Origin of the sequence: Aquitalea aquatica (genome assembly GCF_013911085.1) — a bacterium.
In the GTDB taxonomy this organism is placed as follows: domain Bacteria; phylum Pseudomonadota; class Gammaproteobacteria; order Burkholderiales; family Chromobacteriaceae; genus Aquitalea; species Aquitalea aquatica.
The window spans coordinates 44,559-67,669 of sequence record NZ_JACERN010000046.1 but is presented as its reverse complement, the minus strand read 5'-3'; the positions used below and the strand labels follow the sequence as shown (position 1 = coordinate 67,669).

Sequence of the window (23,111 nt, the reverse complement as noted above, 5' to 3'; positions counted from 1 at the left end):
TTGAAAACAGTCTGTGCCTGATGACCCTTCAGGCTGGATGACCTGGAAATACAGCGGATCGCCCCTATATCCGTCTGAAAGCTTCCCCGAAAGGATAACTCTGTGACTCCGTATCTTCGCACCATTGTCGGCGCCCTTCTGGCTGCGTCGTTGCTCTCGGGTTGCGACAAGATCGAAAGCCTGTTCCACAAGCAGAACCAGCCGGCTCCGGTCGCGGTCCCTGCCCAGTCGGACGGTCGCGTCGCCATGTTGCTGCCTGACTTCACCCAGCTGGTCGAACGCGATGGGCCGGCCGTGGTGAACATTCAGGCCAATCGCACCGATGCGGCGCCACAGCAAAGTGAAATGCCCTTCCCGGTGCCGGAAGACGATCCACTATTCGACTTCTTCAAACGCTTTATTCCCAATCAGCCCAATCAGCAGGACCAGACCCCGGAGGAAAGCATCTCCTTCGGTTCTGGCTTCATTATCAGTGATGACGGTTTCATCATGACCAACGCGCACGTGGTGAATGGTGGCAGCCAGATCAAGGTCATGCTGACCGACAAGCGCGAGCTGAAGGCCCGCCTGGTTGGCCTGGACAAGCGCACCGACGTGGCGCTGCTGAAAGTGGATGCTTCCAGCCTGCCGGTAGTCAAGGTGGGTAGTCCGTCACAGCTCAAGGTTGGCGAATGGGTGGCTGCCATCGGTGCACCCTTCGGCTTCGAAAATACCGTCACTGCGGGCATTGTCTCGGCCAAGGGCCGTAGCCTGCCGGATGAAAACTATGTGCCCTTCATCCAGACCGATGTCGCCATCAACCCGGGTAACTCCGGCGGCCCGCTGTTCAATCTGAAGGGTGAAGTGGTCGGCATCAACTCGCAGATCTACAGCCGCTCGGGTGGCTTCATGGGCATTTCCTTTGCCATTCCGATCGACCTGGCCATGAACGTGGCCGAACAGATCAAAGCCAAGGGCAAGGTCAGCCGTGGCCAGTTGGGCATCAATATTCAGGAAGTGTCGCAAGAGCTGGCACAATCCTTCGGCCTGCCGCGCCCCAGTGGCGCACTGGTGGTGCGCGTGGATCCGCAAGGCCCTGCTGGCAAGGCCGGCCTGCAGACCGGGGACATCATCCTCAAGCTGGATGACCGTGCCATCGAAAGCTCCAAGGATCTGCCGATGATGGTGGGTTCGCTGCAGCCGGGTGCCAAGGTAAAACTATCGGTATGGCGCAAGGGCGAAGAAAAAACCATTCAGGCCACGCTGGGCGAGCTGGCAGCGGAAGCTGCACCGCAGGCCAAGCAGCAAGATGAAGCCGCCCCGCAGAATTTCCAGTTTGGCAAGCTCGGCCTGACCGTCACCGAGCTGACCGCGAAGCAGCGTAGCGAACTGGGCCTGAACGGCGGCCTGCTGGTGCAGAAAGCACAGGGTGCTGCATCCCGCTCCGGCCTGCAACATGGCGATATCATCATGGGCCTGAACCAGAATGAAATCACCACGGTGAAGAGTTTTGAAAAGGCACTAGCCAGTGCGCGCGGCAATATCGCCCTGCTGGTACGCCGCCAGGACAGTACATTGTTTGTACCGCTACGCCTGGATTGATGCATGCAACAAGCCGCCGCGAGGCGGCTTTTTTGCGTCCGCCATCCGGCATAACCATAAACTGCCAAGGAGAAAGAGCATGAGTTTTCTGACAACCGATCTGTGCGATGCCAACGAAGGCCGTGTCCGCGTGCTGGAACCGCTGTTCCAGCGCTATGGCAATCATCAGCGTTTTTATGGTCAGATCGTCACCCTCAAACTGTTTGAAGACAACACCCTGGTCCGGGAAACCCTGGCGCAGGATGGCCACGGCAAGGTACTGGTGGTGGATGGCGGCGGCTCGCTGCGCTGTGCCCTGCTGGGCGACCAGATCGGCGATCTGGCGGTGGCCAATCACTGGGACGGCGTGGTGATCTACGGCTGCATCCGCGATTCGGTGGCGCTCAACCAGCTGCCGCTGGGCATTCGCGCACTGAATACCCACCCGCTCAAATCGGTAAAACGTGGCGAAGGTCAGCGTGACCTGGCGGTGAGCTTTGCTGGCGTCACCTTCGTGCCGGGCGAATGGCTGTATGCCGATGAAGATGGTGTGATCGTCTCTGCCACACCGCTGCTGTAAAGACAGCAATGCAGCCGTGCTCAGTCACGGCTGCGCGCATGCACCGGCAAGGCTGCTTGCTGCTCTGGTTCGCCCCAACTGATGTGGTCCTGCCACCAGATATGGAATTCCGGCACCAACACCTCCGGCATATCCAGCGAAGCGGCCGTAAGGTCGATGTCGTCGGGGTCGGATTCGTGCTGGTAGCTGAGCGTGGCACCACAGTGTGGACAAAATCCGCGCATGGCCGCCGTCGAAGAGTGGTAGAACAGCGGTTTCTCGCCCAGCCACTCCAGCTCGATCAGCCGCACGGTGAACCAGGTGACGAAGGCCGCGCCGCTGGCCTTGCGACAACTGACGCAATGGCAGTGGGTCACGTGAAAGGGCTGGCCATGCACCCGGTAATGCACGGCACCACACAGACAGCCGCCATGCAGAATGCTGCTCATGTCATGCTCCCGTTGTGGCAGGCGAACCAGCCGGCCGGGCTGGTGCGGCAATTCATTAGAAACTATAGACAGTTATAAACAACGATGCAAAGCCTGGACTACGGCAGGCCTTTGCCCAGTTGACACTCCTGAAACATGCATGAAAAAAGCGATGCCGGAGCATCGCTTTTGCCAGATTTGCCTGCTTATCCAGCGCTCAGGCGGGCTGGGTCGGGGTCTTGTTGTCCAGCGCGGTCATCTGGTTGCGCTCGTCCACGAACACCAGCTTGGGCTGGTGATTGGCCAGCTCGGCATCTTCGTACTGGGCAAAAGAGGCGATGATCAGCAGATCGCCAGGCGCGGCGCGGCGCGCGGCCGAGCCATTCACCGAAATCACACCGGAGCCACGTTCGGCCTTGATGGCATAGGTGGCAAAGCGCTCGCCGTTGTTGACGTTCCAGATCTGCACTTCTTCGTATTCGCGAATATCCGCTGCTTCCAGCAGGTTTTCGTCGATGGCGCAGGAGCCGATGTAATGCAGTTCGGCATGCGTAGTGGTAACACGGTGCAGCTTGGACTTGAGCATGATGCGTTGCATGGTACTGGTCTTTCCTTGCCCGGCTTAACGGGACACTTCCACATTATCGATCAAACGGGTACGCCCCAGGCGGGCAGCAGCCAGTACCACCAGGCGTTTTTCGCCGGCATGGGCCACTTCCAGGGTATCGGCCTGGCGTACTTCGACATAATCCACTACCCAGCCAGCCTGCTGCAGATCGGCACTGGCCTTGGCTTCCAGCGTGGCGTAATCGCTATCACCAGCCAGCAGGACTGCACGCATGGCGGACAGGTTGCGGTACAGGCGCGGCGCTTCGGCACGTTCTTCTGCCGTCAGATAGCCATTGCGCGAGGACAAGGCCAGACCATCTTCTGCACGACCGGTATCTACCGGAATGACCGCCACCGGAATATTCAGGTCGTCCACCATGGCCTTGATCACGTGCAGCTGCTGGAAGTCCTTCTTGCCGAAGCAGGCCACATCAGGCTGCACGATATTGAAGAGCTTGCTCACCACGGTAGCCACGCCACGGAAGTGACCGGGGCGGAAAGCACCGCACAGCTCGTCCTGGATATGCGGCGGCTCGACATTGAAATCCTGCTTCACGCGCGGATACAGCTCCTGCTCGGTGGGGAAGAACAGCGCATCCACCCCGGCCGCCTCAAGCTTGGCACAGTCGGATTCAAAGGTACGCGGATACGCGTCGAAATCTTCGCCCTGACCAAATTGCAGGCGATTGACAAAAATGCTGACCACCACCTTGTCGGCGTGCTGGTGCGCCGCCTCGACCAGAGCCAGATGGCCCTCGTGCAGATTGCCCATGGTGGGGACAAAAGCCAGCTTGCCGGCCTGGCGACGCCATGCACGCATGGCTGCCACGCTGCGGATGATTTCCATTTCCTTACCCTTTTGGCTTAGAAGGTGTGCTCGGCAGCGGGGAAGCTGCCGGCCTTGACTGCCTTGACATAGGCTTCGACCGCACCCTGGATGCTGCCTGCCTCATTCATGAAATTCTTGACGAAGCGGGCTTTCTTGCCCGGATAGACGCCGAGGATATCGTGCAATACCAGTACCTGGCCGCTGACCTCGGCACCAGCACCAATGCCGATGGTGGGTACGGCAACCGTTTCGGTCACGCGGCGGGCCAGATCGGCCGGCACACATTCCATCAACACCAGGCTGGCACCGGCTTCGGCCAGTTGGCGGGCGTCATCCAGCAGGCGTTCGGCGTCGCTCTCGCTCTTGCCCTGCACCCGGTAGCCGCCAAAGGTGTTGACGAACTGCGGGGTGAGGCCGATGTGCGAACAGACCGGAATGCCGCGCTCCACCAGAAAACGGGTGGTTTCCGCCATGAAACGGCCACCTTCCAGCTTCACCATGTGCGCACCGGCCTGCATCAGGCGGGCGGCATTGGCGAAAGCCTGCTGCGGGCTTTCCTGATAGCTGCCGAACGGCAGGTCGCTCAGCACCATGGCATCGCCGGCGCCGGCGGCGACACAGCGGGTGTGGTAAACCATTTCTTCCATGGTGACCGGCAGCGTGGAATCGCGGTTCTGGATCACCATGCCCAGTGAATCACCCACCAGCAGAATCTCCACACCCGCCTGATCGAGGAGGGTGGAAAAGCTTGCGTCATAGCTGGTGAGCATGACGATCTTCTGGCCTTCGGCGGCCATCTTCTGCAGGGTGTTGACGGTAATTTTCATACCTGTACTTCCTCGGTGTGGTCGGGAAATGCAAGGCGTCACTTGTATTCAGACGCTCTTGTTGAAATAGCTGCGCTGTCCGCGCATCTCGCTGATGCAGCGCAACAATAGCTCGAAATCCTCGTTACCATCAACCAGCTCGAGGTGGTCGGTATTGACGATGAGCAAGGGGGCTGCTTCGTATTGATGGAAGAACTCGCTGTAAGCGGCATGCACGCGCTTCAAATAGCCTTCCGGGAAGTTCTGTTCCAGCTCGCTGGCGCGGGCGGCACTGCGATCCAGCAAGACCTGCTCGGAGGCTTGCAGGTAAATCACCAGGTCTGGCACCGGGTATTGCGGCAGCAATTGCTGCGCCAGGCGCTGATACAGGGCCAGTTCCTGCTCGTCCAGATTCACCCGGGCAAACAGGGCGTCTTTTTCAAACAGGAAATCCGATACCACCGGGCTGGCCAGGCTATCGCCCAGCAACATGCCACGGGCCATGTCGGCACGCTGCATGAGAAAAGTCAGCTGGGTGGCCAGACCATGCGAAGCCACATTGCGGTAAAAACGCGGCAGGAAAGGGTTGGATGCCGGGTCTTCCGCCAGTAGTTGCACACCCCAGTAGTTGGCCAGACGGCGTGCCAGCGCCGACTTGCCGGAGCCGATCGGCCCTTCCACCACTACATAGCGCAAATGACTCTGACTCATGCTTGTCTCCTTGGCTGAGCTGACGACTCCAGCCGCACCACGCCGGCACAATCCAGTGCAGCAGCGATATCGGCGGCCAGGCCGTGTTCCCCCACCTGCTGGCCGGGGGCAATTTCCGCCAACGGTACCATGACAAAGGCCCGCTGGTGCATGCGCGGATGCGGCAATAGCAGCTGCGGATCGTCCAACACGGTGTCCTGATACAACAAAACGTCCAGATCCAGCACCCGCGGTGCGTTGCGGAAGCTGCGTTCGCGGCCGAAACCGGCCTCGATCTGCATCAGCGCATCCAGCAGCTGGTAAGGGGTAAGCGTGGTATCCAGCAGGGCAACCGCGTTGATGAAGTCGGGCTGGTCGAGATACCCCACCGGCGTGGTGAGGTAGAGCGAGGAGTGGCTGAGCAGCTGGCTGCCGTCAAGAGCAGCAAGGGCCGCGAGCGCGGCCCTGATCTGATCAGCCGGTTGCTCCAGGTTACTCCCCAGAGCGACGTAGGCTAGGCTCACGCGGCCTCTCCCCCTCCGCCGGCCTGATCGGTACGGCGACGGCCAGATGGGCGACGACGACGGCGCTTTTTCGCCGGTTCTTCCTCGCCGCTGTTCTTGGCGTCATTAATCAGTTCTTCACGTTCTGCCTGATCGCCACGCTGGAAGGCTTCCCACCACTCCACCAGGCTCAGCGGCAGCTCGCCAGCTTCGGCGCGCAAGGCCATGAAGTCGAAAGCAGCACGGAAACGCGGCTGTTCGAGGAAACGGTAAGGACGGGCACCACTGCGGCTGTCGAAGCGGGCTTGCAGCGTCCAGATTTCACGCATGGTCACGCTGAAACGGCGCGGGATGGCAAAATCGTTGTCCTGCTCGTTTTCCACATCGGAAATGGCCAGCTGCAAGGCCGGCAAGGGCTTCTCGCCGGCAGCGATATGCTGCTCCCAGTGCTGCTTCACCTGCTGCCACAGCAAGGTGGCCAGCAGGAAACCCACCGATACCGGCTTGTCGGCACGAATGCGCGCATCGGTGCTTTGCAGCCCCAATTGCAGGAACAAGTCGTCACCGTCCTCGCCCATCACGGCATCCAGCAGCGGGAAGACACCACGCGACAAGCCTTCGTCGCGCAATTTCTTCAGGCAGGCGTAGGCATGGCCGGACATCAGCAGCTTGAGCATTTCATCAAACAGCCGTGCCGGCGGCTCCTTGCGCAGCAGATGGGCATGGGCACGAATCGGCTTGCGGGTGTCGTCGTCGATCTCGAAACCCAGCTTGGCCGCCAGACGTACCGCGCGCAGCATGCGCACCGGATCTTCCTGATAGCGGCGTGCCGGCTGGCCTATCATCACCAGCCTCTTCGCCTTCAGGTCCTTGACCCCGTGGTGATAGTCGATGATGGACTCGTCGGAAGGATCGAAGAACAAGGCATTGACGGTAAAGTCACGGCGATGTGCGTCCTCTTCCTGGCTGCCGAAAGTATTGTCGGCCATGATGCGGCCCGACTCATTCTGATCATCGATGCCACCGCCACGGAAGGTGGTGACCTCGATGGTTTCCGGCCCCACCATCACGTGCACGATGCGGAAGCGACGGCCAATGATGCGCGAGCGGCGGAACAGATGATGCACCTGCTCCGGCGTGGCATTGGTGGCGACGTCAAAATCTTTGGGAGAAACATCCAGCAACAGGTCGCGCACGGCTCCCCCTACCACAAAGGCAGAGAAACCGGCTTCCTGCAGTCGGGAAGTCACCTTGAGCGCAGCATTGCTGAGCTGATCGCGGCGTACGCCATGCTGGGACAGCGGAATCACGCGTGGTTTGCTACGGCGTTTGCCCATGCCTGACGGCAGCTCCAATACTTTACGGATAAGCTTGCGGATCATTTAGAGGAATAAGGACGTGGAATGAAGGGATTCGCAAGAAAGGAATTCAAGCGGCAGATTATAGCCTGAATCTTCTGACAAGATATACCGCTCTGACCCATTTAATCCCGACTGGCAATAGGGCAGCCGCTTTGTCATGATTGCCCGCCGTGCGCAGCCGGCCTAGAATCGCACACCATTGCCGCCATTTCTGTGTGAAGACACCACGTGATTCCCTTACTCGCCCTGGATATCCAGACCCTGCCCGATGTCGCCGGCATCCGTACCCTGTATCAGCTGGATGCCCAAATCAGCGACGCTGATGTCGTCTACTTTGCCCTGCAGCGCAGCCGGGCCAGCCGGGCCGATGAGTTCATGCCCTACCACCTGCATCGTGTGGTTGCGATCAATGCCGTGCTGCACAGCCGGCAGGAAGTAGCGCTGCACCAGTCGGTCGCCGGACAGGACGAAGCCGCCATGCTGCAAGCGCTGGCGGCACTGCTGAACGAACACATGCCGCAAATTGTCAGCTGGCAGGGTTCCCAGTTGCTGTTGCCGGTATTGCGCCACCGGGCCATGTTGCACAATGTGGCGTTTCCGGGCGGCCCCAACGGCCTGTTCGGCCAGACTCTGGAGCTGAGCCGCCTGCTATGCCAGGGCGCACAGCCCGGCTGTGTGCCGCAGCAGGAAATGGCCGGCCTGTGCGGCCTGCCGCGCATTGCCGATTACGATGCACCGCAATCCTGGGCAGCGGCGGCCGCAGGACAGCTGCCAAGCCTTCTTGAGCACAGCGCGCAGCGTGCTGCCTGCCATTATCTGATGTGGCTGCGCCTGGCCGCGCTGCAAGGGCAGATTTCCGCCCTCACCCGCAGCCAGCACGAACAAAAACTGGCACAACTGCTGAGCCAGACCGGCGGACATTGGCAGGACTTTTTGCAACAGTGGCCCGCACACAACAGGGGTTGACAGGCAATCTGCTCAGGAATAATCTTTTCTCATGCGCCGATTTGATACAGCTTGCTGGGCGCACTATAAATGCCAGCTAAAGCGTGAGTCGGATAACCCGCTGCGCTCTTCTGGCCGGCGGGTTTTTCTTTTTCCGCTTGTTCACCTTATAGTGCGCTCGCTATGCGACATCGGGCATGTTGCTTGTTTTAAGTAGTTTTAGTTTTGGTTTTACCGTCTCCGGCCATGGCCGGAGCACAGGCGCCGAGTTAATCGACAACTTGCAGGGCGCCCAAAAATCCTGCTAAAGCGTCGCCTGACGGAGAGTCGGGCACGCAACAGCGCTCACTCATACCCGATGGAGTTTCACCATGTACGATTGCCTGCAAGATAGCTGTAGCGACTTTTCCTTTGCCGTATACGATGCCGTGGGAAGAAAACGCCCCCTACAAGGCAGCCTGACTGCCACCCCCCTGTGCGCCGACACTACCCTGCCGCTGCAAGCACTGATCGACTTTGCCAGCCAGCTTGGCTATGACAGCCAGCTGGACAACCGGCAGCTGACCATCCACGAGGTGGGCCTGATGGACGCACTGACCATCAACAGCCGTTTTGGCAAGGAGCTGATCATCAGCTGCGATCTGCGCCGCGAGACGCCGGTACGCTTCTGAGCCGCCACACTGCAACAGCCGCTGCGCCGCATTGCGCGCCGGTGCTGTCACGTTGCGTCGCCATTGGGCAAGACAGGGTAGCCGGGCGCTCCTTATAATGGAGCGCTTGCCCACCCCGCCGAATTGACGCACCGCCATGTTGCAGCAACTGAAAAGCGCCCCTCCCGGTGCCATCAGCACCGAAGCCCGCCAGATCAGCCGCCTCGCCCTGCCGATGATGATTGCCCAGGTCGCCCAGGTTGCCACCGGCTTTGTCGATACCGTGATGGCTGGCCGGGTCAGCACTGACGACCTGGCCGCTGTATCCCTGGGTGCCAGTATTTTCATCACCGTCTATGTCACGCTGATGGGCGTGGTGACTGCACTCAATCCGGTACTGTCCCATCAACTGGGCGCAGGCCAGACCGAGCAGTTGGGCGAAACCGGCAGACAGGGCATCTGGTTCGGCCTGTTCGTCGGCCTGCTGGGTGCCGCAGCCATGCTGCTGGCCGAACACCCTTTGCGGCTGTGGCTGCAATTACCTACCGATGTGGAAGACAAGGTCATGCTGTTCATCACCGGCACCGCCGTCGGCATGCCGGCGGCCATGATGCACCGCGCCCTGCACGCCTATGCCTCCAGCCTGAACCGACCACGCGTCATCATGGTGGTCAGCCTGATTGCGCTGGCGCTGAACATTCCGCTCAATTACGCCCTGATCCACGGCCTGTTCGGCCTGCCACGCCTGGGGGGAGCCGGTTGTGGCTGGGCCACCGGCATCGTGTTCTGGTTTAACTGCCTCACCCTGTTTGCCTATATCTGCTGGCATCGTCATTTCCGCCCCTATGGTCTGACCCGGCAGATGAGCTGGCCTGACTGGAAGCGCTACGGTGCATTCCTCAAGCTGGGCCTGCCCATCGGCCTGTCATTCTTTGTAGAAGTCAGCCTGTTTTCCTTCATCGCCCTGCTGATTGCCAAGCTGGGCATGACGGTAGTAGCCAGCCACCAGTCGGTGCTGAATTTCTCCAGCATCATCTACATGTTGCCGCAGAGCATCTCCACCGCCCTCACCGTGCGGGTGGGCCAGCGTGCTGGTGCTGGCGATTATCATGGTGCCCGTTTCGTTGCCGGCGTGGGCCTGCTGGTGGGGCTGGCTACCGCCGTAGGCACCATGTTGCTGGTACTGTGGCTGCGCCAGGATATCATGGCGATTTACTCGCCCGATCCGCAGGTGATTGCCATGGGCTCGGCCCTGCTGCTGTTCGCGGCGGTGTTCCAGCTGACCGATGCCGCCCAGACCATTGCCTCCGGTGCGCTGCGCGGCTACAAGCTGACCACAGTGCCGATGATCATTCACATCACTGCCTTCTGGGGCATCGGGCTGGGCCTGGGCATCACACTGGGGCTGACCGACTGGCTGGTGGCGCCAATGGGCATCTATGGCTTCTGGCTGGCGCTGGTATTCAGCCTGAGCATTGCCGCCCTGCTGCTGGTCAGCTATCTGGCACGCGAAAGTCGCCGTCGCCTGCACCATCAAACCGCATAAGAAAGCTGAAGATGACATTCGCCATTCAGTCGCATATCTCGCTCAAACCCCACAATACCTTTGGCATGGAGGTAGAGGCGGCCCACTTCTGCCAGCTGGATGAGCTGGTGCAGTTGCCGGCAGTGCTCGCCAGCACTGCCTACCAGACCGGCCCGGTCTTGTGGCTGGGCGGGGGCAGCAATCTGCTGCTGACGCGCGACTACCCCGGCCTGGTGATCAAGGTGGCACTAGGCGGCATCCGCTTGCTGGAAGACAGCGCGGACAGCGTGCTGGTGGAGGCCGCAGCAGGCGAGAACTGGCATGACTTCGTGCGCTACAGCCTGCAACAGGGCTGGTACGGGCTGGAAAACCTCAGCCTGATTCCCGGCACCGTGGGGGCCTGCCCGGTGCAGAACATCGGTGCCTACGGCGTGGAAGTGAAGGACCGCATTGCCCAGGTGGTGTGTGCCGATCTGCAGGCTGATGGCAACCCGCTGCTACTGGAGAATGCCGACTGCCACTTTGCCTACCGTGACAGCGTTTTCAAGCACGAGGCTGCTGGGCGGCTACTGGTGACGGCAGTGCGCTTCCGGCTGTCGCGTCAGCCGCAATTGAAAACCGGCTATGGCGACATCCAGCAAGAGCTGGAAAAACGCGGCATCCCGCAGCCCACACCGCTGGATGTCAGCGATGTGGTGATGGCCATCCGCGCCAGCAAACTGCCAGACCCGGCCGTGCTGGGCAATGCCGGCAGCTTCTTCAAGAACCCGGTGATTGAGCAGAGTCAGGCCGATGCCCTGTTGCTGCGCTTCCCTGCCCTGCCGCATTACCCGGCTGGCCCAGGCCTGGTGAAACTGGCTGCCGGCTGGCTGATTGAGCAGGCGGGCCTGAAAGGCTATCGCCAGGGCGATGCCGGTGTGCATGCACGCCAGGCCTTGGTACTGGTCAACCATGGCCTGGCCAGCGGCAGCCAGATGTGGGCACTGGCGCGCCATGTACAGGAGACAGTGCTGCAGCGCTATGGCGTGGAACTGGAAGCCGAACCACTGGTCTGGTAAAACCCGGCCACGACAAAGCGAACCATCATGCAACAGACACAAACACTGCAACACGCGCCGGTACTGGTCTTCGATCTGGGTGGTGTCCTGGTGGACTGGAACGGCATCGATCCGCTGATGGCGCTGTCGCAAGGCCGTCTCAGCCGCGAACAGGCCAGACAATTCTGGCTACACACACCTGAGGTGGCCCTGCTGGACACCGGCCGGGCCACACCGCGCGAGTTCGCCGCACTGATGGCAGACAAGCTGCAACTGGGCATCAGCAGCGAGGCCATGCTGCAGGCGCTGGACGACTGGCTGCAAGGACCGTTTGCCGGCGTCCATGAACTGCTGCTGCAACTGGGCCAGCACTACCGGCTGGCCGTGCTGAGCAATAACAATGCCCTGCACTGGGGCAAGATCGAGCGCGAATTCGATGTGCTGCAGCACTTCGAAGCCTGCTTTGCCTCCCACCTGATCGGCCTGCGCAAGCCGGATGCCGCCGCTTATCGCTACGTGCAAGAAGCACTGCAAGTGGCAGCAGGGCAAATCGTGTTTTTCGATGACAACATCGAATGCGTGCAGGCGGCCCGGCAAGCTGGCTGGCAGGCATTTCACACCGTGGGCCTGCCGGCAGTGCAACAGGCTTTGCAGGCACAAGGCCTGCTAAGCACTTGATGTCGATCTGTGCTTAAAACACGCCAGCCGCACTGACAAACAGCAGCACCACCATGGCCATGCCCCCCAGCCAGCACAGCGAACGCAGTGTGGCCTGATCGGCGATATAACACAGGCCATGCCCCAGCCGCAGCAGCAGGTACAGTCCAGCCAGCAGATCCAGTCGAGCTGGCGGCACCTTCATCATCCAGGCCAGCAACATGGCTGCGGCATAGCTGGGGAAAGCCTCCCAGGCGTTTTGCTGCGCCCAGTTGGCACGCTGGCGCCAGCCTGTGGCCGCCGCCAGACCGACCCGTGGCTGATGGTTGTCATACGGGATACCTGCCTTGGCCAGCAAGGTCCACAACAGCGGCAGCAACGACACCAGCAAGATACTCCACAAGGCAAAGGGCATGACTGTTTCTCCTGAAAAAGGGTGAATCATCGGCCAGCAGCCGGCTCAGATTTCCGGTCCGCGCCCCAGATAGGCCGCGTCATCGAAGCTGGCAACCCATTGCGGCCGGTAGACGATGAGAATGGCCATCACCAGCCCGCTGATGAAAGCCTCGGACCAGGACAGCAAAAAATAAAACGGCAGCGCTTCTTCCAGCAAATAGTCCGCTGCGTAAGCACCACCTAGCCCCAGCGCCAGCATGCCGGCGGCACCACTCAGAAACAGGCTGAGGCCACCAGCGACAAAGGCATTGAGGAAGACATAGACAAACAGCTGTGCCGGCAGATGCCGCCGCGCCAGCTGCAACAGCAGGCTGCTCAGCCCCACCGGTAGTGCAGCGGTCAACAGCCAGTTCAGCCCCAGCGCCAACACATCACCATGACCACCGGCCACCAGGGCCAGCAACAGCAACGCCATGGCCAGCAAGGCCAGCCAGGGGCCCATGAGCAAGGTAAGTACCGTGGCGCCCAGCAAGTGGAAAGACAGGCCAGGCTTGAGCCCGCCCTTCATCAACCACAGCCCCAGCAGCAACACCACGGCGCCCATCCAGGCATTGCAGGCAGCGGCATCCAGCTGCCGCCAGCGCACCCGGGTGGCGGCGAAACCCAGCACCAGCCCGGCCACGGCCGCCGCCGTCCACAGCAGCCACAGGGGAAACAACACAGCAGGCAAATCCATGAATACTCCAGCCCGACAAGGTGTTGCGCATGATACCACCGCGACGATTAGCCCCACAGCACCGGCATGGCTGGGTACAATAGCGCTTTTGCCATCAGGGTCCCGACATGAGCAAGCAGCCAGCCCACCACCTTATCGCCCAGCAGGTCAGCATTGCGCTGGCCGAGGATATTGGTCAGGCCGACTGGACCGCCCAGTTGATTGAGCAGGCCGAGGAAGGCTGTGCCACCGTCCTGCTGCGCGAAGAGGCCGTCGTGTGCGGCAAGGCGTGGTTTGAGGAGTGTTTCCGCCAGGTTGATGAGCGCTGCAGCGTCATCTGGCAGGTCCGCGAAGGCCGCAAGATTGCTGCCGGCAGCGTGCTGTGCGAAATCAGCGGCCCGGCCCGCGCCCTGCTCACGGCCGAACGTTCGGCGCTCAACTTCCTGCAAACCCTGTCGGCCGTGGCCACCCAGACCCGCCGCTATGTGGATGTGGTGGCCGGCACCCGTGCGCGCATTCTGGATACCCGCAAAACCCTGCCCGGCCTGCGTCTGGCGCAGAAGTATGCGGTGACTGTCGGCGGTGGCGACAACCAGCGCATCGGTCTGTACGACGGCATCCTGATCAAGGAAAACCACATCATGGCCGCCGGTGGCATCCGCCAGGCGCTGGAACAGGCTTTCCGCATCATTCCTCCCGGCGTCAGCCTGCAGATCGAAGTGGAAAACCTGGACGAGTTGCAACAGGCACTGGATGGCGGTGCCAAACTCATTTTGCTGGACAATATGTCGCTGGACGACATGCGTGCCGCCGTGGCGCTAAGCGCCGGCCGCGCCTTACTGGAGGCCTCCGGCGGCGTAGACATGGGCAGCGTGCGTGCCATCGCCGAAACCGGGGTCGACCGCATCTCCATCGGCAAGCTCACCAAGGATATTCAGGCTATCGACCTATCCATGCGCTTTCAGCACTGAGACCATCGTGGCGGCGGATGGCCGCACTCAGTATAAAAGTGTCCATTCGCGTGTTTACGAGGTATACCGGATAGAGCATACCGATCAGACGGCCATACAGGCCGCGATTATTTAAACGGGGAAAACCACATCTTGCGCAAGCAACAACAGGCAAAGGGCAAGCGCGCCAAATGGTTGGCAGCGATCTTCCTGGCCAGCACCTTGCTGGTGGTCATTCTTGACCTGGCCGGAACCCGCCGCCAGGGCGAGAGCGAGGCACGCAACCAGGCTGCCGGCTTGTCTGAGCTACTGGAAGAGCGGCTCTCGTCCGGCTTGCGCGAAACCAGCCTGATCCTGAAAAGTGCCAGCGACAGTAATCTGGTACAGCTGTTGCTGAACAAGCACTTGTTGTCGCAGGAGCAGGAACAGCGCATCGACGTGCAGATGCGCAGCAAGCTGCGCCAGATGCCCAACCTGAAGCAGATCGACATTCTGGATAGCTCCTGCTACGTGCTGTATTCCAGCCAGAAACACAGCCCATCCTCCCAGCTGAAAACCGATTATTGTCGCTGGTATCACCGTAATGGAGGCCAGGACAGCAGCTTTACCTCTACCCGCCAGGAACAGGGACAAGATGGCATCGTGCTGGTACAGAAGCTGCTGAACCAGGATGACGAAGCCATCGGCATGGTAGTGGGCGTGCTGGACAAACATTTCTTTCAGGCCGAAGTAGCCAAGTTGCCGGTAGGCCGTTTCGGTGAAATCCTGGTGCTGGATCAGCGCCAGGTGTTGCAAGCCAGCTGGCCCGCGCAGAAGGGCAAGACTGAGCAGGCGCTGAACGAACTGCAAAGCACCGATGTGCTGGACCGCCACGACAATTATCTGCAGTTTCGTGCCCGTTCCATCCTGGATCAGGAAGTACGGCTCTACAGCTCCCGCCTGATGGAGGGCTTTCCCTTCCGCGTGGTGGTGGGCATTGCCGAACGCGATTTCACCCGCGCCTATAACGACAAGGCCACGCTGGCCATTCTGGCCTGGCTGTTTACCGCCGGCCTGACCATGCTGACCCTGCGCAACCATCTGGCCAGCATCCGCCAGAACCGCCTGCTCTCAGCCAGCGCCGCGCGCATCCGTGAAAGCGAAGAGCTGGCCAGGCTCACCCTGGACACCGCTCCGGTCGCCCTGGTGCTGGTAGCCACCGATGGCCTGCGCATCCTGCGTGCCAACGCACCGGCACGCGACATGCTGCAGCTGCCGGCCGCACCGCAGCGTGCCGATGGCCAGTCAGCCATGCTGGATCTGCCGCTGCAATTGTCGCCGGTCTGCGACTGGCTGCGTAGCGGCGAAGTCGTCTCCAACCGTGAAGCCGAGCTGGAGCGCGCTGACCAGAGCAAGCTGTGGGCCATTGTCTCGGTGGAGCTGATGCCGCAACAGCAGATCCCGGCGGCACTGATTGCCCTCTACGATATTTCCGAACGCAAGGCTTTGGAAAACGAACTGGAAGAAAAAAACCGCCTGCTCAACCAGATGGCCATCACCGATCCGCTGACTCGGCTGAGCAACCGCCGTCATGCCGACCAGACCCTCAAGGAAGAACTACAGCGCTGCGAGCGCTACAGCCAGCCCATGTCAGTCGCCGTGTTCGATATCGATCACTTCAAGCAATTCAATGACAGCTTTGGCCACCAGGCTGGCGACAATGTGCTGCTGGCCGTAGCCAATGCTGCGGTGGACTGCACCCGTAGCACCGATGTATGTGCTCGTATCGGCGGCGAGGAATTCCTGGTGATTTTCCCCTGCACCCGCTTGCGTGATGCAGAAAAAGTGATGGCGCGGATACAGCAGGTACTGGCCAGCACGGTATTTCCCTTTACCGACGAGAAAGTCACTTTCAGTGGCGGCATTACCGACTGGCGCCCCGGAGATACGCCATCTGGCATGCTCAGTCGCGCCGACAAGCTGCTCTACCAGGCCAAGATGGCCGGACGCGACCTGATGCTGAGCGACGGCAACGCCGAGTAGTTCAGCGGGGCGCGTCCAGTGCCTGCGACAGTAGGCGCAACATGGCCGCCGTCGCCCCCCAGATGGTGAACTGCTGCCACTGCATGGCCAGATAATGCCCGGCCACCCCATCGCGCACATAGCTGTGCTTTTCATACTGCCGGCCATCCAACGCCAGCTGCAGCGGCAGCTCGAACACCTCGGCTACCTCGCCCGGCTCCGGACGCAGCTGCAGGGGTGGCTGCAGCATGGCCACCACCGGCGTCACGACAAAGCCGGTAATGGTCACGTACTGCGGCAAGGTACCCAGCACGATCACCTGCTCTTCCGCCAGCCCGATTTCTTCACGCGCCTCACGCAAGGCTGCCGCGATCACTGAACGATCCTCAGCGTCCACCTTGCCACCCGGAAAACTCACCTGGCCAGCATGCGTCGACAAAGACTCGGTACGCCGGGTCAGCAGCACCGTGGGGCCGCTATCGTGCCATACCAGCGGCACCAGCACCGCCGCCGGTCGTTGGCCCTCTTGCACCCCGCGCCACGGGATGTCACCGGCCTGTCCATCAAAGACAAACCTGGCCAGGCACTGGCGTATCCAGTCCTGGGCTTTTTCTTTGTCCGCCGGCCACATGGCTGTCATCCTTCTTATTTGGTGTGCGGGCCTATCTTGGGCAGAGCCAGTTCGCTCCAGTGTGCAAACAGACGCACCGCCAGTCCGCCCAGAAACAACAGCTGCAACAGCAAGGTGCTAACCCAGGTCAGCTGGTCCAGCACAAATAGTCCACCTGCTACCAGTATGGACACCGTGCCGTAAAAATCCTTGTGCAGGATGAAGGGAATGTCATTCACCATCATGTCGCGCACCACACCACCACCAACGGCGGTGATGAAACCCAGCAGCACCACGCCAAAAGCGTTCAGATCATACATCAGCCCAACCTGGGCACCGGTGATGCTGAAGGCCACCAGCCCCAGCGAATCGGCGATGATGAACAGCCGCTCCAGCGTGCGGCTTTGCCGCCGGTGCAGGCGCAGCAGTGCCGAAACCAGCAAGGTGGCGGCAATGATCACCAGACTGGTGTAATCAAAAAACACCAGTGGCACCCTGGCCACCAGCACATCGCGGATGATGCCACCGCCAATGGCGGTGAGCAGGGCCACCACCACGATGCCCAGCAGGTCCAGTTGCTTGCGTACGCCGATCAGATAACCAGAAAAGGCGAAGGCAACCGTGCCCAGGGCGGAAAACACTTCCATTTGAAAAAAGCGGCTACTGATTTCCATCACAGACCATCACTAACAAAAACGCCAGACCTTGTCAGGCCCGGCGTCGGGTTTTGCTTATGCATTCCGCAGAATGCCGTTCTTACCGGCTTAGCGGCGCATGGAGTCGAAGAAGGCCAGATTGGACTTGGTGGCCTTGATCTTGTCCTGCAGGAATTCCATCGCCTCGATGTCGTCCATCGGGTACAGCAGCTTGCGCAATACCCAGATGCGCTGCAGCTGGTCTTGCGGCACCAGCAGTTCTTCGCGACGGGTACCGGAACGGTTGATGTTGAGTGCCGGGAAAATGCGCTTTTCCGCCATGCGACGATCCAGATGGATTTCGCAGTTACCAGTACCTTTGAATTCTTCGTAGATCACATCGTCCATGCGGCTGCCGGTATCGATCAGCGCGGTGGCGATAATGGTCAGGCTGCCGCCCTCTTCCACATTACGCGCAGCACCGAAGAAACGCTTGGGGCGCTGCAGGGCGTTGGCATCCACACCACCGGTCAGTACCTTGCCAGAGGCCGGTACCACGGTGTTGTAGGCGCGGGCCAGACGGGTCACCGAGTCCAGCAGGATGACTACGTCCTTCTTGTGCTCGACCAGACGCTTGGCTTTTTCGATCACCATTTCGGCAACCTGTACGTGGCGGGTGGCCGGCTCGTCGAAGGTGGAGGATACGACCTCGCCCTTCACCGAGCGCTGCATTTCGGTCACTTCTTCCGGACGCTCGTCAATCAGCAACACAATCATCACCGCTTCCGGGTGATTGGTGGTGATGGCGTGCGCGATGTGCTGCAGCATGACCGTCTTGCCGGACTTGGGCGGTGCCACCAGCAAGGCGCGCTGGCCTTTGCCAATGGGGGCAATCAGATCGATGATGCGGCTGGTGATGTTTTCCTCGCTGCGGATGTCGCGCTCGAGCTTGAATTGCTCGGTCGGGAACAGCGGCGTGAGGTTTTCAAACAGGATCTTGTGCTTGGAGTTTTCCGGCGGTTCGCCGTTGACCTTGTCCACCTTCACCAGGGCGAAGTAGCGTTCGCCATCCTTGGGGGTGCGGATCTCGCCTTCGATGGAGTCCCCGGTGTGCAGATTGAAGCGGCGAATCTGCGACGGGCTGACATAGATGTCATCCGGGCCAGCCAGATACGAGGTATCCGGGCTGCGCAGGAAACCGAAACCGTCCGGCAGCACTTCCAGGGTGCCCTCGCCGAAGATGCTTTCGCCTTTTTTGGCCTGGTTTTTCAGAAGCGCAAAAATGAGGTCTTGTTTGCGCAGGCGGTTCGCGCCCTCGATCTCGTTGGAAATAGCCATTTCCACGAGCTGGGATACATGAAGGTGTTTGAGATCAGATAAATGCATAGCGGCCGTTGGTCGACTCGTAAAGATTGAGCAGAACGCTGTTTGTGGGGTGTAGATGCGGATACGAAACAGGCGGCTGATGCGCCGCCTGCTTGAAGAATGTTCAGTCGAGAATAGACGCTTTAGATGTGGCTGTCAATGAAGGCGGCCAGCTGGCTCTTGGCCAGTGCGCCCACCTTGGTGGCGGCAACCTGGCCGTCCTTGAAAATCATCAGGGTCGGGATGCCGCGAATGCCGAATTTCGGCGGGGTCAGCTCGTTCTGGTCGATGTTGAGCTTGGCCACTTTCAGGCGACCGGCGTATTCCTTGGCCACTTCGTCCAGGATGGGGGCGATCATCTTGCACGGACCACACCATTCCGCCCAGTAGTCGACCAGTACCGGCACATCGGCCTTCAGGACGTCTTGTTCAAAGGAGTCGTCGGTTACGTGCAGGATAAGATCGCTCATGGCTTCCTCTAGTATTCGGGGTGGTTTGCAGTGTCGTTAACCGCTGATGTTAACAATTGACTGCCTGCGGGGCAACCGCGGTTTTGCCGCCCTGCCGGCCTGCACAGTGCGGTCAACCACGGCCATCCATAGACAATGGGAGCGCCAGCGGCGCTTTTCAAGAGTCCGGCAAGGCCGCCGCCAGCAATTGGCGGGTATAGGCCTGCTGTGGCGCAGCGAACAGCTGGGCAGCATCGCCCTGCTCCACTATCCGCCCGCCCTGCAACACCAGCACCTGATGCGCTACCGCGCGGATCACCGCCAGATCATGACTGATGAACAGATAACTGAGGCCGTATTTGCGCTGCAGGCTGCGCAACAGCTGCAGTACCTGTTTTTGCAAGGTGGCATCCAGCGCACTGGTGGGTTCGTCCAGCAGCAAGAGCTTGGGTTTGAGAATCAATGCCCGGGCAATAGCAATGCGCTGGCGCTGGCCGCCGGAGAATTCATGCGGATAGCGCTCCATGAATTCATGATGCAGGCCAACTTCGGCCAGGGTGGCCACCACCTGCTGACGGATTTCGGCACGGCTGAGCTGCGGCTGATGCAGCTCCAGCCCTTCGGCCACGATCTGCCCCACGGTCAGCCGTGGCGACAGCGCGGCGAACGGGTCCTGGAATACTACCTGGAAATCCTTGCGCGCCCGGCGTAAAGCGCCACCACGCAAACCTTGCAAATCGACATCATCCAGACTGATCTCGCCCTGGCATGGCAATAGCCGCAACAGGGCAAGGCCCAGCGTGGTTTTGCCTGAGCCGGACTCCCCGACAATGCCCAGCGTCCGCCCGGCCGGCACGCTCAGTGACACATCCTGCAACACCGTCTGCTCGTGCCGGCGGAGCAGGCCGCGTTTCTGTAGATAGCTGACCGCCAGATTGCGCACCTGCAGCCGCGGCGGCGCGGCAGGCGCTGCTGCGTCATCCAGCACATCCGGCCGGCTGGCCAGCAATTCGGCAGTATAGGGATGGGAAGGCTGGCGGAACACCTGTGCCACCTTGCCGCTTTCCACCACCAGGCCGCCGCGCATCACCACCACCTTGTCGGCAAAACGCCGCACCAGATTGAGGTCGTGGGTGATGAACAGCACCGCCATGCCCAGCTCCTGCTGCAACTCGTCCAGCAATTGCAGGATTTGCGCCTGCACCGTCACATCCAGTGCCGTGGTCGGTTCGTCGGCAATCAGCAAACGCGGCCGGCAAGCCAGGGCCATGGCGATCATCGCGCGCTGGCGCTGGCCGCCGGACAGCTGGAAGGGGTAGCTGTCGATCTTGTCGGCGGCTTCGCTGATGCCGGTACGCAGCAACAGGCGAATAGCTTCGGCACGGGCTTCACGCGCCGTCAGTCCCAGGTGCAGGGTGAGGGTTTCGCCGATTTGCCGGCCAATGGTGAACAAGGGATTCAGCGCATGCATCGGCTCCTGGAAAATCATGGCGATGTCACGGCCGCGTATCTGGCGCAGGCGCTTTTCGCCGGCCCCCAACAGCTCCTCACCGGCCAGGCGGATGGAGCCGCTGAGCCGGACATCGGGATTGAGCTGCAGCAGGGCCTGGGCAGTCACGGTTTTGCCGGAGCCGGATTCGCCCACCAGCGCCACCTTTTCACCAGCAGCCACGCTGAAGCCCACAGAGGACAACACTTGCTGGCGGCCAAAGTGGGCATTGAGTGCGGCAACGGTCAACAGGGTCTCCATCTCAGCCTTTCCGGGTATCCATGGCGGCACGCAGCCCTTCACCGATGAAGATCAGCAATAGCAGGGTGGTGGTGAGGACGGCGAAGGTGGGCAGAGCAATCCACCAGGCGTCCAGATTGTCCTTGCCCTGGGCCAGCAGCTCACCCAGGCTGGGTGTGCTGGATGGTACGCCCAGGCCGAGAAAATCCAGGCTGGTGAGTGCCAGGATCGCCCCGCTCACCCGAAAGGGCAGAAAGGCCAATACCGGCGTCAGGCTGTTGGGCAGCAAATGCCGCCACATGATCTGCAGGCTGTTCAGCCCTAGCGAACGGGCCGCCAGCACATATTCCAGCTGGCGGTTGCGCAGGAATTCGGCCCGCACATAATCGGCCAGCCCCATCCAGCCGAACACCGTCAGCAGCAATAACAGCAACAGCAGGCTGGGCTTGAACAACGAGGCCAGAATAATCAGCAGGTAAAGCTCGGGCAGGCTGCCCCAGATTTCCAGCAGCCTTTGCAGCACAAGATCGAACTTGCCGCCGAAAAAACCCTGCAGCGAGCCGAACAGCACCCCCAGCAGGGTGCCGGACACGGTCAGCGCCAATGCAAACAGCACCGATACCCGAAAGCCGTAGATCAGCCGTGCCAGCACGTCCCGGCCGCGATCATCGGTGCCCAGCACATTGTCGGCCGACGGCGCCGCCGGGTTTGGGTTGTCGGCAAAATAATTGACCGTGTTGTAGCTGTAGGGATTGGGCGCATAGATGGCGAAATTGCCTGGCCGGGCAAACTGGTCCTGGATGAAGGGGTCGAGATAATCAGTACTGGTATCAAAGTCGCCGCCAAAGGTGGTTTCCTGGTAATCGAACAGCAAAGGAAAATACAGCTGGTCGTGATAACGCACCACCAGTGGCCGGTCGTTGGAGAGCAGCTCGGCCCCTAGCGACAGCACAAACAGCAGCAAGAACAGCCACAAGCTGAAAAAGCCGCGCTTGTGCTGGCAAAAGCGCCGCCAGGCGCGCTGGCCGGGAGTGAGGCTGGGCGCATGGCTCATCGCTCACCTCCATCGAAACTGACGCGCGGGTCCACCAGCACATAGCTCAGATCGGACAGCAGCTTGGCCAGCAAGCCCAGCAAGGTGAACACGTACAGGCTGCCCATCACCACCGGATAATCGCGGCGCATCACCGACTCGTAAGACAGCAGGCCCAGCCCGTCCAGCGAGAACAGGGTTTCGATCAGCAGGCTGCCGGTAAAAAACGCGCCGATAAAGGCCGCCGGGAAACCGGTAATCAGCGGGATCAGCGCATTGCGAAATACATGGCGGTACAGGATGGCGCGCTCGGACAAACCCTTGGCGCGGGCGGTGTAGACATACTGGCGGCGGATTTCTTCCAGAAACACATTCTTGGTGAGCATGGTCATCACCGCCAGATTCCCCACTACCGAGGCAGTCACTGGCAGCACGATGTGCCACAGATAATCCAGCAGCTTGTCGACGAGACTGAGGCTGGACCAGTTGTCGCTCACCAGCCCGCGCAGCGGGAACAGCTGCCAGAAACTGCCGCCCCCGAACAGCACCAGCAAGGCCACCCCCAGCACGAAACCGGGAATGGCATAGCCAACCAGAATCAGCGTGCTGCTGGCCAGATCGAACAGGCTGCCGTCGCGCACCGCCTTGGCGATGCCCAGCGGAATGCACAGCAGATAGGTGATGAAAAATGTCCACAGGCCGATGCTCATCGACACCGGCAGCTTGGACAGGATCAGCTGCGCCACCGACTGGTGATGGAAAAAGCTCTCGCCCAGATCAAAGCGGGCAAAACCGGCCAGCATGTGGCCAAAGCGCTGCAAGGGCGGCTGGTCAAAGCCATACAGCTTGCGCAGTGCCTGCAGCTCTTCCGGCTGCAGGCCACCACGACTCTGATACGGGCTGCCGCTGCTGACCGTCTCGCCGGCCACACCGCTGTGGCCCAGTTGCTGCACCATCTGCTCCACCGGCCCGCCCGGCACCAGCTGGATGATGGCAAAGGTGAGCGCCAGCACGCCGATCAGGGTGGGAATCATCAGTAACAGGCGTTTGAGGATATAGCGCCACATGC

At 60.7% G+C, this 23,111-nt stretch carries 25 protein-coding genes; 9 read left to right on the top strand and 16 right to left on the bottom strand.

Features of this window, described 5'->3' with window-relative positions; all coding sequences use genetic code 11:
* Positions 1 to 102: 102 nt before the first annotated feature.
* Entirely contained in the window at positions 103 to 1,581 is a 1,479-nt protein-coding gene (locus H2Z84_RS19940; protein ID WP_181837534.1) for a DegQ family serine endoprotease, read from the top strand.
* A 79-nt stretch (positions 1,582 to 1,660) separates the two neighbouring features.
* Entirely contained in the window at positions 1,661 to 2,140 is a 480-nt protein-coding gene (gene rraA, locus H2Z84_RS19935; RefSeq protein ID WP_103522872.1) for a ribonuclease E activity regulator RraA, read from the top strand.
* A 20-nt stretch (positions 2,141 to 2,160) separates the two neighbouring features.
* On the opposite strand, the gene H2Z84_RS19930 is transcribed toward rraA, so the two are convergent.
* The 7 genes from H2Z84_RS19930 to pcnB form a co-directional block, all read right to left on the bottom strand.
* Positions 2,161 to 2,568 (bottom strand): GFA family protein, encoded by a 408-nt coding sequence (locus H2Z84_RS19930; protein ID WP_258869504.1) that lies wholly within the window; start codon positions 2,566 to 2,568, stop codon positions 2,161 to 2,163.
* 196 nt (positions 2,569 to 2,764) lie between these two features.
* Complete coding sequence (gene panD, locus H2Z84_RS19925) at positions 2,765 to 3,145, bottom strand: aspartate 1-decarboxylase (protein WP_059286561.1); 381 nt, start codon at positions 3,143 to 3,145, stop codon at positions 2,765 to 2,767.
* A gap of 24 nt (positions 3,146 to 3,169) precedes the next feature.
* The gene (gene panC, locus H2Z84_RS19920) at positions 3,170 to 4,003 is read right to left on the bottom strand and encodes a pantoate--beta-alanine ligase (RefSeq protein ID WP_181837533.1); all 834 of its coding nucleotides are present in this window, start codon (positions 4,001 to 4,003) and stop codon (positions 3,170 to 3,172) included.
* A gap of 17 nt (positions 4,004 to 4,020) precedes the next feature.
* A complete protein-coding gene (panB, locus tag H2Z84_RS19915; protein WP_103522870.1) occupies positions 4,021 to 4,812 on the bottom strand; it encodes a 3-methyl-2-oxobutanoate hydroxymethyltransferase in 792 nt (263 codons plus the stop codon).
* Positions 4,813 to 4,860: 48 nt separating this feature from the next.
* Positions 4,861 to 5,502 carry a deoxynucleoside kinase gene (locus tag H2Z84_RS19910; RefSeq protein WP_181837532.1) on the bottom strand — a complete coding sequence of 214 codons (642 nt, stop codon included), beginning with the start codon at positions 5,500 to 5,502 and terminating at the stop codon, positions 4,861 to 4,863.
* Entirely contained in the window at positions 5,499 to 6,005 is a 507-nt protein-coding gene (gene folK, locus H2Z84_RS19905; RefSeq protein WP_181837531.1) for a 2-amino-4-hydroxy-6-hydroxymethyldihydropteridine diphosphokinase, read from the bottom strand. The genes H2Z84_RS19910 and folK overlap by 4 nt, the downstream gene beginning before the upstream one ends.
* A complete protein-coding gene (gene pcnB / locus H2Z84_RS19900; protein ID WP_181837530.1) occupies positions 6,002 to 7,366 on the bottom strand; it encodes a polynucleotide adenylyltransferase PcnB in 1,365 nt (454 codons plus the stop codon). Before pcnB ends, folK begins: the two co-directional genes overlap by 4 nt.
* A 207-nt stretch (positions 7,367 to 7,573) precedes the next feature.
* On the opposite strand from pcnB, the gene H2Z84_RS19895 reads away from it, so the two are divergent.
* The 5 genes from H2Z84_RS19895 (at position 7,574) to H2Z84_RS19875 (ending at position 12,180) form a co-directional block, all read left to right on the top strand.
* Entirely contained in the window at positions 7,574 to 8,311 is a 738-nt protein-coding gene (locus tag H2Z84_RS19895; protein WP_181837529.1) for a hypothetical protein, read from the top strand.
* A gap of 350 nt (positions 8,312 to 8,661) precedes the next feature.
* On the top strand, positions 8,662 to 8,961 hold the full coding sequence (locus tag H2Z84_RS19890) for a hypothetical protein (protein WP_181837528.1): 300 nt from the start codon (positions 8,662 to 8,664) through the stop codon (positions 8,959 to 8,961).
* A 136-nt stretch (positions 8,962 to 9,097) separates the two neighbouring features.
* Positions 9,098 to 10,486 (top strand): MATE family efflux transporter, encoded by a 1,389-nt coding sequence (locus H2Z84_RS19885; RefSeq protein ID WP_181837527.1) that lies wholly within the window; start codon positions 9,098 to 9,100, stop codon positions 10,484 to 10,486.
* 11 nt (positions 10,487 to 10,497) lie between these two features.
* The gene (gene murB / locus H2Z84_RS19880; RefSeq protein WP_181837526.1) at positions 10,498 to 11,523 is read left to right on the top strand and encodes a UDP-N-acetylmuramate dehydrogenase; all 1,026 of its coding nucleotides are present in this window, start codon (positions 10,498 to 10,500) and stop codon (positions 11,521 to 11,523) included.
* A gap of 27 nt (positions 11,524 to 11,550) precedes the next feature.
* Positions 11,551 to 12,180 carry an HAD family hydrolase gene (locus H2Z84_RS19875; protein WP_181837525.1) on the top strand — a complete coding sequence of 210 codons (630 nt, stop codon included), beginning with the start codon at positions 11,551 to 11,553 and terminating at the stop codon, positions 12,178 to 12,180.
* A 13-nt stretch (positions 12,181 to 12,193) separates the two neighbouring features.
* Here H2Z84_RS19875 and H2Z84_RS19870 read toward each other — a convergent pair whose 3' ends face one another.
* Both H2Z84_RS19870 and H2Z84_RS19865 read right to left on the bottom strand, forming a co-directional pair.
* Entirely contained in the window at positions 12,194 to 12,574 is a 381-nt protein-coding gene (locus H2Z84_RS19870; protein WP_181837524.1) for an MAPEG family protein, read from the bottom strand.
* 45 nt (positions 12,575 to 12,619) lie between these two features.
* A complete protein-coding gene (locus tag H2Z84_RS19865; RefSeq protein ID WP_181837523.1) occupies positions 12,620 to 13,291 on the bottom strand; it encodes an energy-coupling factor ABC transporter permease in 672 nt (223 codons plus the stop codon).
* Positions 13,292 to 13,398: 107 nt separating this feature from the next.
* On the opposite strand from H2Z84_RS19865, the gene nadC reads away from it, so the two are divergent.
* Both nadC and H2Z84_RS19855 read left to right on the top strand, forming a co-directional pair.
* A complete protein-coding gene (nadC, locus tag H2Z84_RS19860) occupies positions 13,399 to 14,241 on the top strand; it encodes a carboxylating nicotinate-nucleotide diphosphorylase (RefSeq protein ID WP_181837522.1) in 843 nt (280 codons plus the stop codon).
* Positions 14,242 to 14,373: 132 nt separating this feature from the next.
* Complete coding sequence (locus tag H2Z84_RS19855) at positions 14,374 to 16,242, top strand: sensor domain-containing diguanylate cyclase (protein WP_181837521.1); 1,869 nt, start codon at positions 14,374 to 14,376, stop codon at positions 16,240 to 16,242.
* 1 nt (position 16,243) lies between these two features.
* Here the strand turns inward: H2Z84_RS19855 and H2Z84_RS19850 are convergent, their stop codons facing one another.
* The 7 genes from H2Z84_RS19850 to H2Z84_RS19820 form a co-directional block, all read right to left on the bottom strand.
* Positions 16,244 to 16,852: a CoA pyrophosphatase gene (locus tag H2Z84_RS19850; RefSeq protein ID WP_181837520.1), complete on the bottom strand. Its 609-nt coding sequence runs from the start codon at positions 16,850 to 16,852 to the stop codon at positions 16,244 to 16,246.
* A gap of 14 nt (positions 16,853 to 16,866) precedes the next feature.
* On the bottom strand, positions 16,867 to 17,505 hold the full coding sequence (locus H2Z84_RS19845) for a trimeric intracellular cation channel family protein (RefSeq protein WP_439823310.1): 639 nt from the start codon (positions 17,503 to 17,505) through the stop codon (positions 16,867 to 16,869).
* Between the two features lie 90 nt (positions 17,506 to 17,595).
* Positions 17,596 to 18,852 (bottom strand): transcription termination factor Rho, encoded by a 1,257-nt coding sequence (gene rho / locus H2Z84_RS19840; protein ID WP_103522856.1) that lies wholly within the window; start codon positions 18,850 to 18,852, stop codon positions 17,596 to 17,598.
* 122 nt (positions 18,853 to 18,974) lie between these two features.
* On the bottom strand, positions 18,975 to 19,301 hold the full coding sequence (trxA, locus tag H2Z84_RS19835; RefSeq protein ID WP_045847065.1) for a thioredoxin TrxA: 327 nt from the start codon (positions 19,299 to 19,301) through the stop codon (positions 18,975 to 18,977).
* 157 nt (positions 19,302 to 19,458) lie between these two features.
* Complete coding sequence (locus tag H2Z84_RS19830; protein ID WP_181837518.1) at positions 19,459 to 21,030, bottom strand: ABC transporter ATP-binding protein; 1,572 nt, start codon at positions 21,028 to 21,030, stop codon at positions 19,459 to 19,461.
* Position 21,031: 1 nt separating this feature from the next.
* The gene (locus H2Z84_RS19825; protein WP_181837517.1) at positions 21,032 to 22,063 is read right to left on the bottom strand and encodes an ABC transporter permease; all 1,032 of its coding nucleotides are present in this window, start codon (positions 22,061 to 22,063) and stop codon (positions 21,032 to 21,034) included.
* Positions 22,060 to 23,109: a microcin C ABC transporter permease YejB gene (locus tag H2Z84_RS19820; RefSeq protein WP_103522853.1), complete on the bottom strand. Its 1,050-nt coding sequence runs from the start codon at positions 23,107 to 23,109 to the stop codon at positions 22,060 to 22,062. The genes H2Z84_RS19825 and H2Z84_RS19820 overlap by 4 nt, the downstream gene beginning before the upstream one ends.
* Positions 23,110 to 23,111 lie beyond the last annotated feature (2 nt).

Coding starts and splice junctions, on each gene's coding strand:
- panC (WP_181837533.1), bottom strand. CDS start 4,003: ATGGAAATCATCCGCAGCGTGGCAGCCATGCGTGCATGGCGTCGCCAG.
- H2Z84_RS19910 (WP_181837532.1), bottom strand. CDS start 5,502: ATGAGTCAGAGTCATTTGCGCTATGTAGTGGTGGAAGGGCCGATCGGC.
- H2Z84_RS19825 (WP_181837517.1), bottom strand. CDS start 22,063: ATGAGCCATGCGCCCAGCCTCACTCCCGGCCAGCGCGCCTGGCGGCGC.
- H2Z84_RS19820 (WP_103522853.1), bottom strand. CDS start 23,109: ATGTGGCGCTATATCCTCAAACGCCTGTTACTGATGATTCCCACCCTG.
- pcnB (WP_181837530.1), bottom strand. CDS start 7,366: ATGATCCGCAAGCTTATCCGTAAAGTATTGGAGCTGCCGTCAGGCATG.
- nadC (WP_181837522.1), top strand. CDS start 13,399: ATGAGCAAGCAGCCAGCCCACCACCTTATCGCCCAGCAGGTCAGCATT.
- rraA (WP_103522872.1), top strand. CDS start 1,661: ATGAGTTTTCTGACAACCGATCTGTGCGATGCCAACGAAGGCCGTGTC.
- H2Z84_RS19875 (WP_181837525.1), top strand. CDS start 11,551: ATGCAACAGACACAAACACTGCAACACGCGCCGGTACTGGTCTTCGAT.
- trxA (WP_045847065.1), bottom strand. CDS start 19,301: ATGAGCGATCTTATCCTGCACGTAACCGACGACTCCTTTGAACAAGAC.
- murB (WP_181837526.1), top strand. CDS start 10,498: ATGACATTCGCCATTCAGTCGCATATCTCGCTCAAACCCCACAATACC.
- panD (WP_059286561.1), bottom strand. CDS start 3,145: ATGCAACGCATCATGCTCAAGTCCAAGCTGCACCGTGTTACCACTACG.
- H2Z84_RS19850 (WP_181837520.1), bottom strand. CDS start 16,852: ATGTGGCCGGCGGACAAAGAAAAAGCCCAGGACTGGATACGCCAGTGC.
- H2Z84_RS19865 (WP_181837523.1), bottom strand. CDS start 13,291: ATGGATTTGCCTGCTGTGTTGTTTCCCCTGTGGCTGCTGTGGACGGCG.
- H2Z84_RS19885 (WP_181837527.1), top strand. CDS start 9,098: ATGTTGCAGCAACTGAAAAGCGCCCCTCCCGGTGCCATCAGCACCGAA.
- H2Z84_RS19830 (WP_181837518.1), bottom strand. CDS start 21,030: ATGGAGACCCTGTTGACCGTTGCCGCACTCAATGCCCACTTTGGCCGC.
- H2Z84_RS19845 (WP_439823310.1), bottom strand. CDS start 17,505: ATGGAAATCAGTAGCCGCTTTTTTCAAATGGAAGTGTTTTCCGCCCTG.
- H2Z84_RS19930 (WP_258869504.1), bottom strand. CDS start 2,568: ATGAGCAGCATTCTGCATGGCGGCTGTCTGTGTGGTGCCGTGCATTAC.
- H2Z84_RS19870 (WP_181837524.1), bottom strand. CDS start 12,574: ATGCCCTTTGCCTTGTGGAGTATCTTGCTGGTGTCGTTGCTGCCGCTG.
- panB (WP_103522870.1), bottom strand. CDS start 4,812: ATGAAAATTACCGTCAACACCCTGCAGAAGATGGCCGCCGAAGGCCAG.
- rho (WP_103522856.1), bottom strand. CDS start 18,852: ATGCATTTATCTGATCTCAAACACCTTCATGTATCCCAGCTCGTGGAA.
- H2Z84_RS19890 (WP_181837528.1), top strand. CDS start 8,662: ATGTACGATTGCCTGCAAGATAGCTGTAGCGACTTTTCCTTTGCCGTA.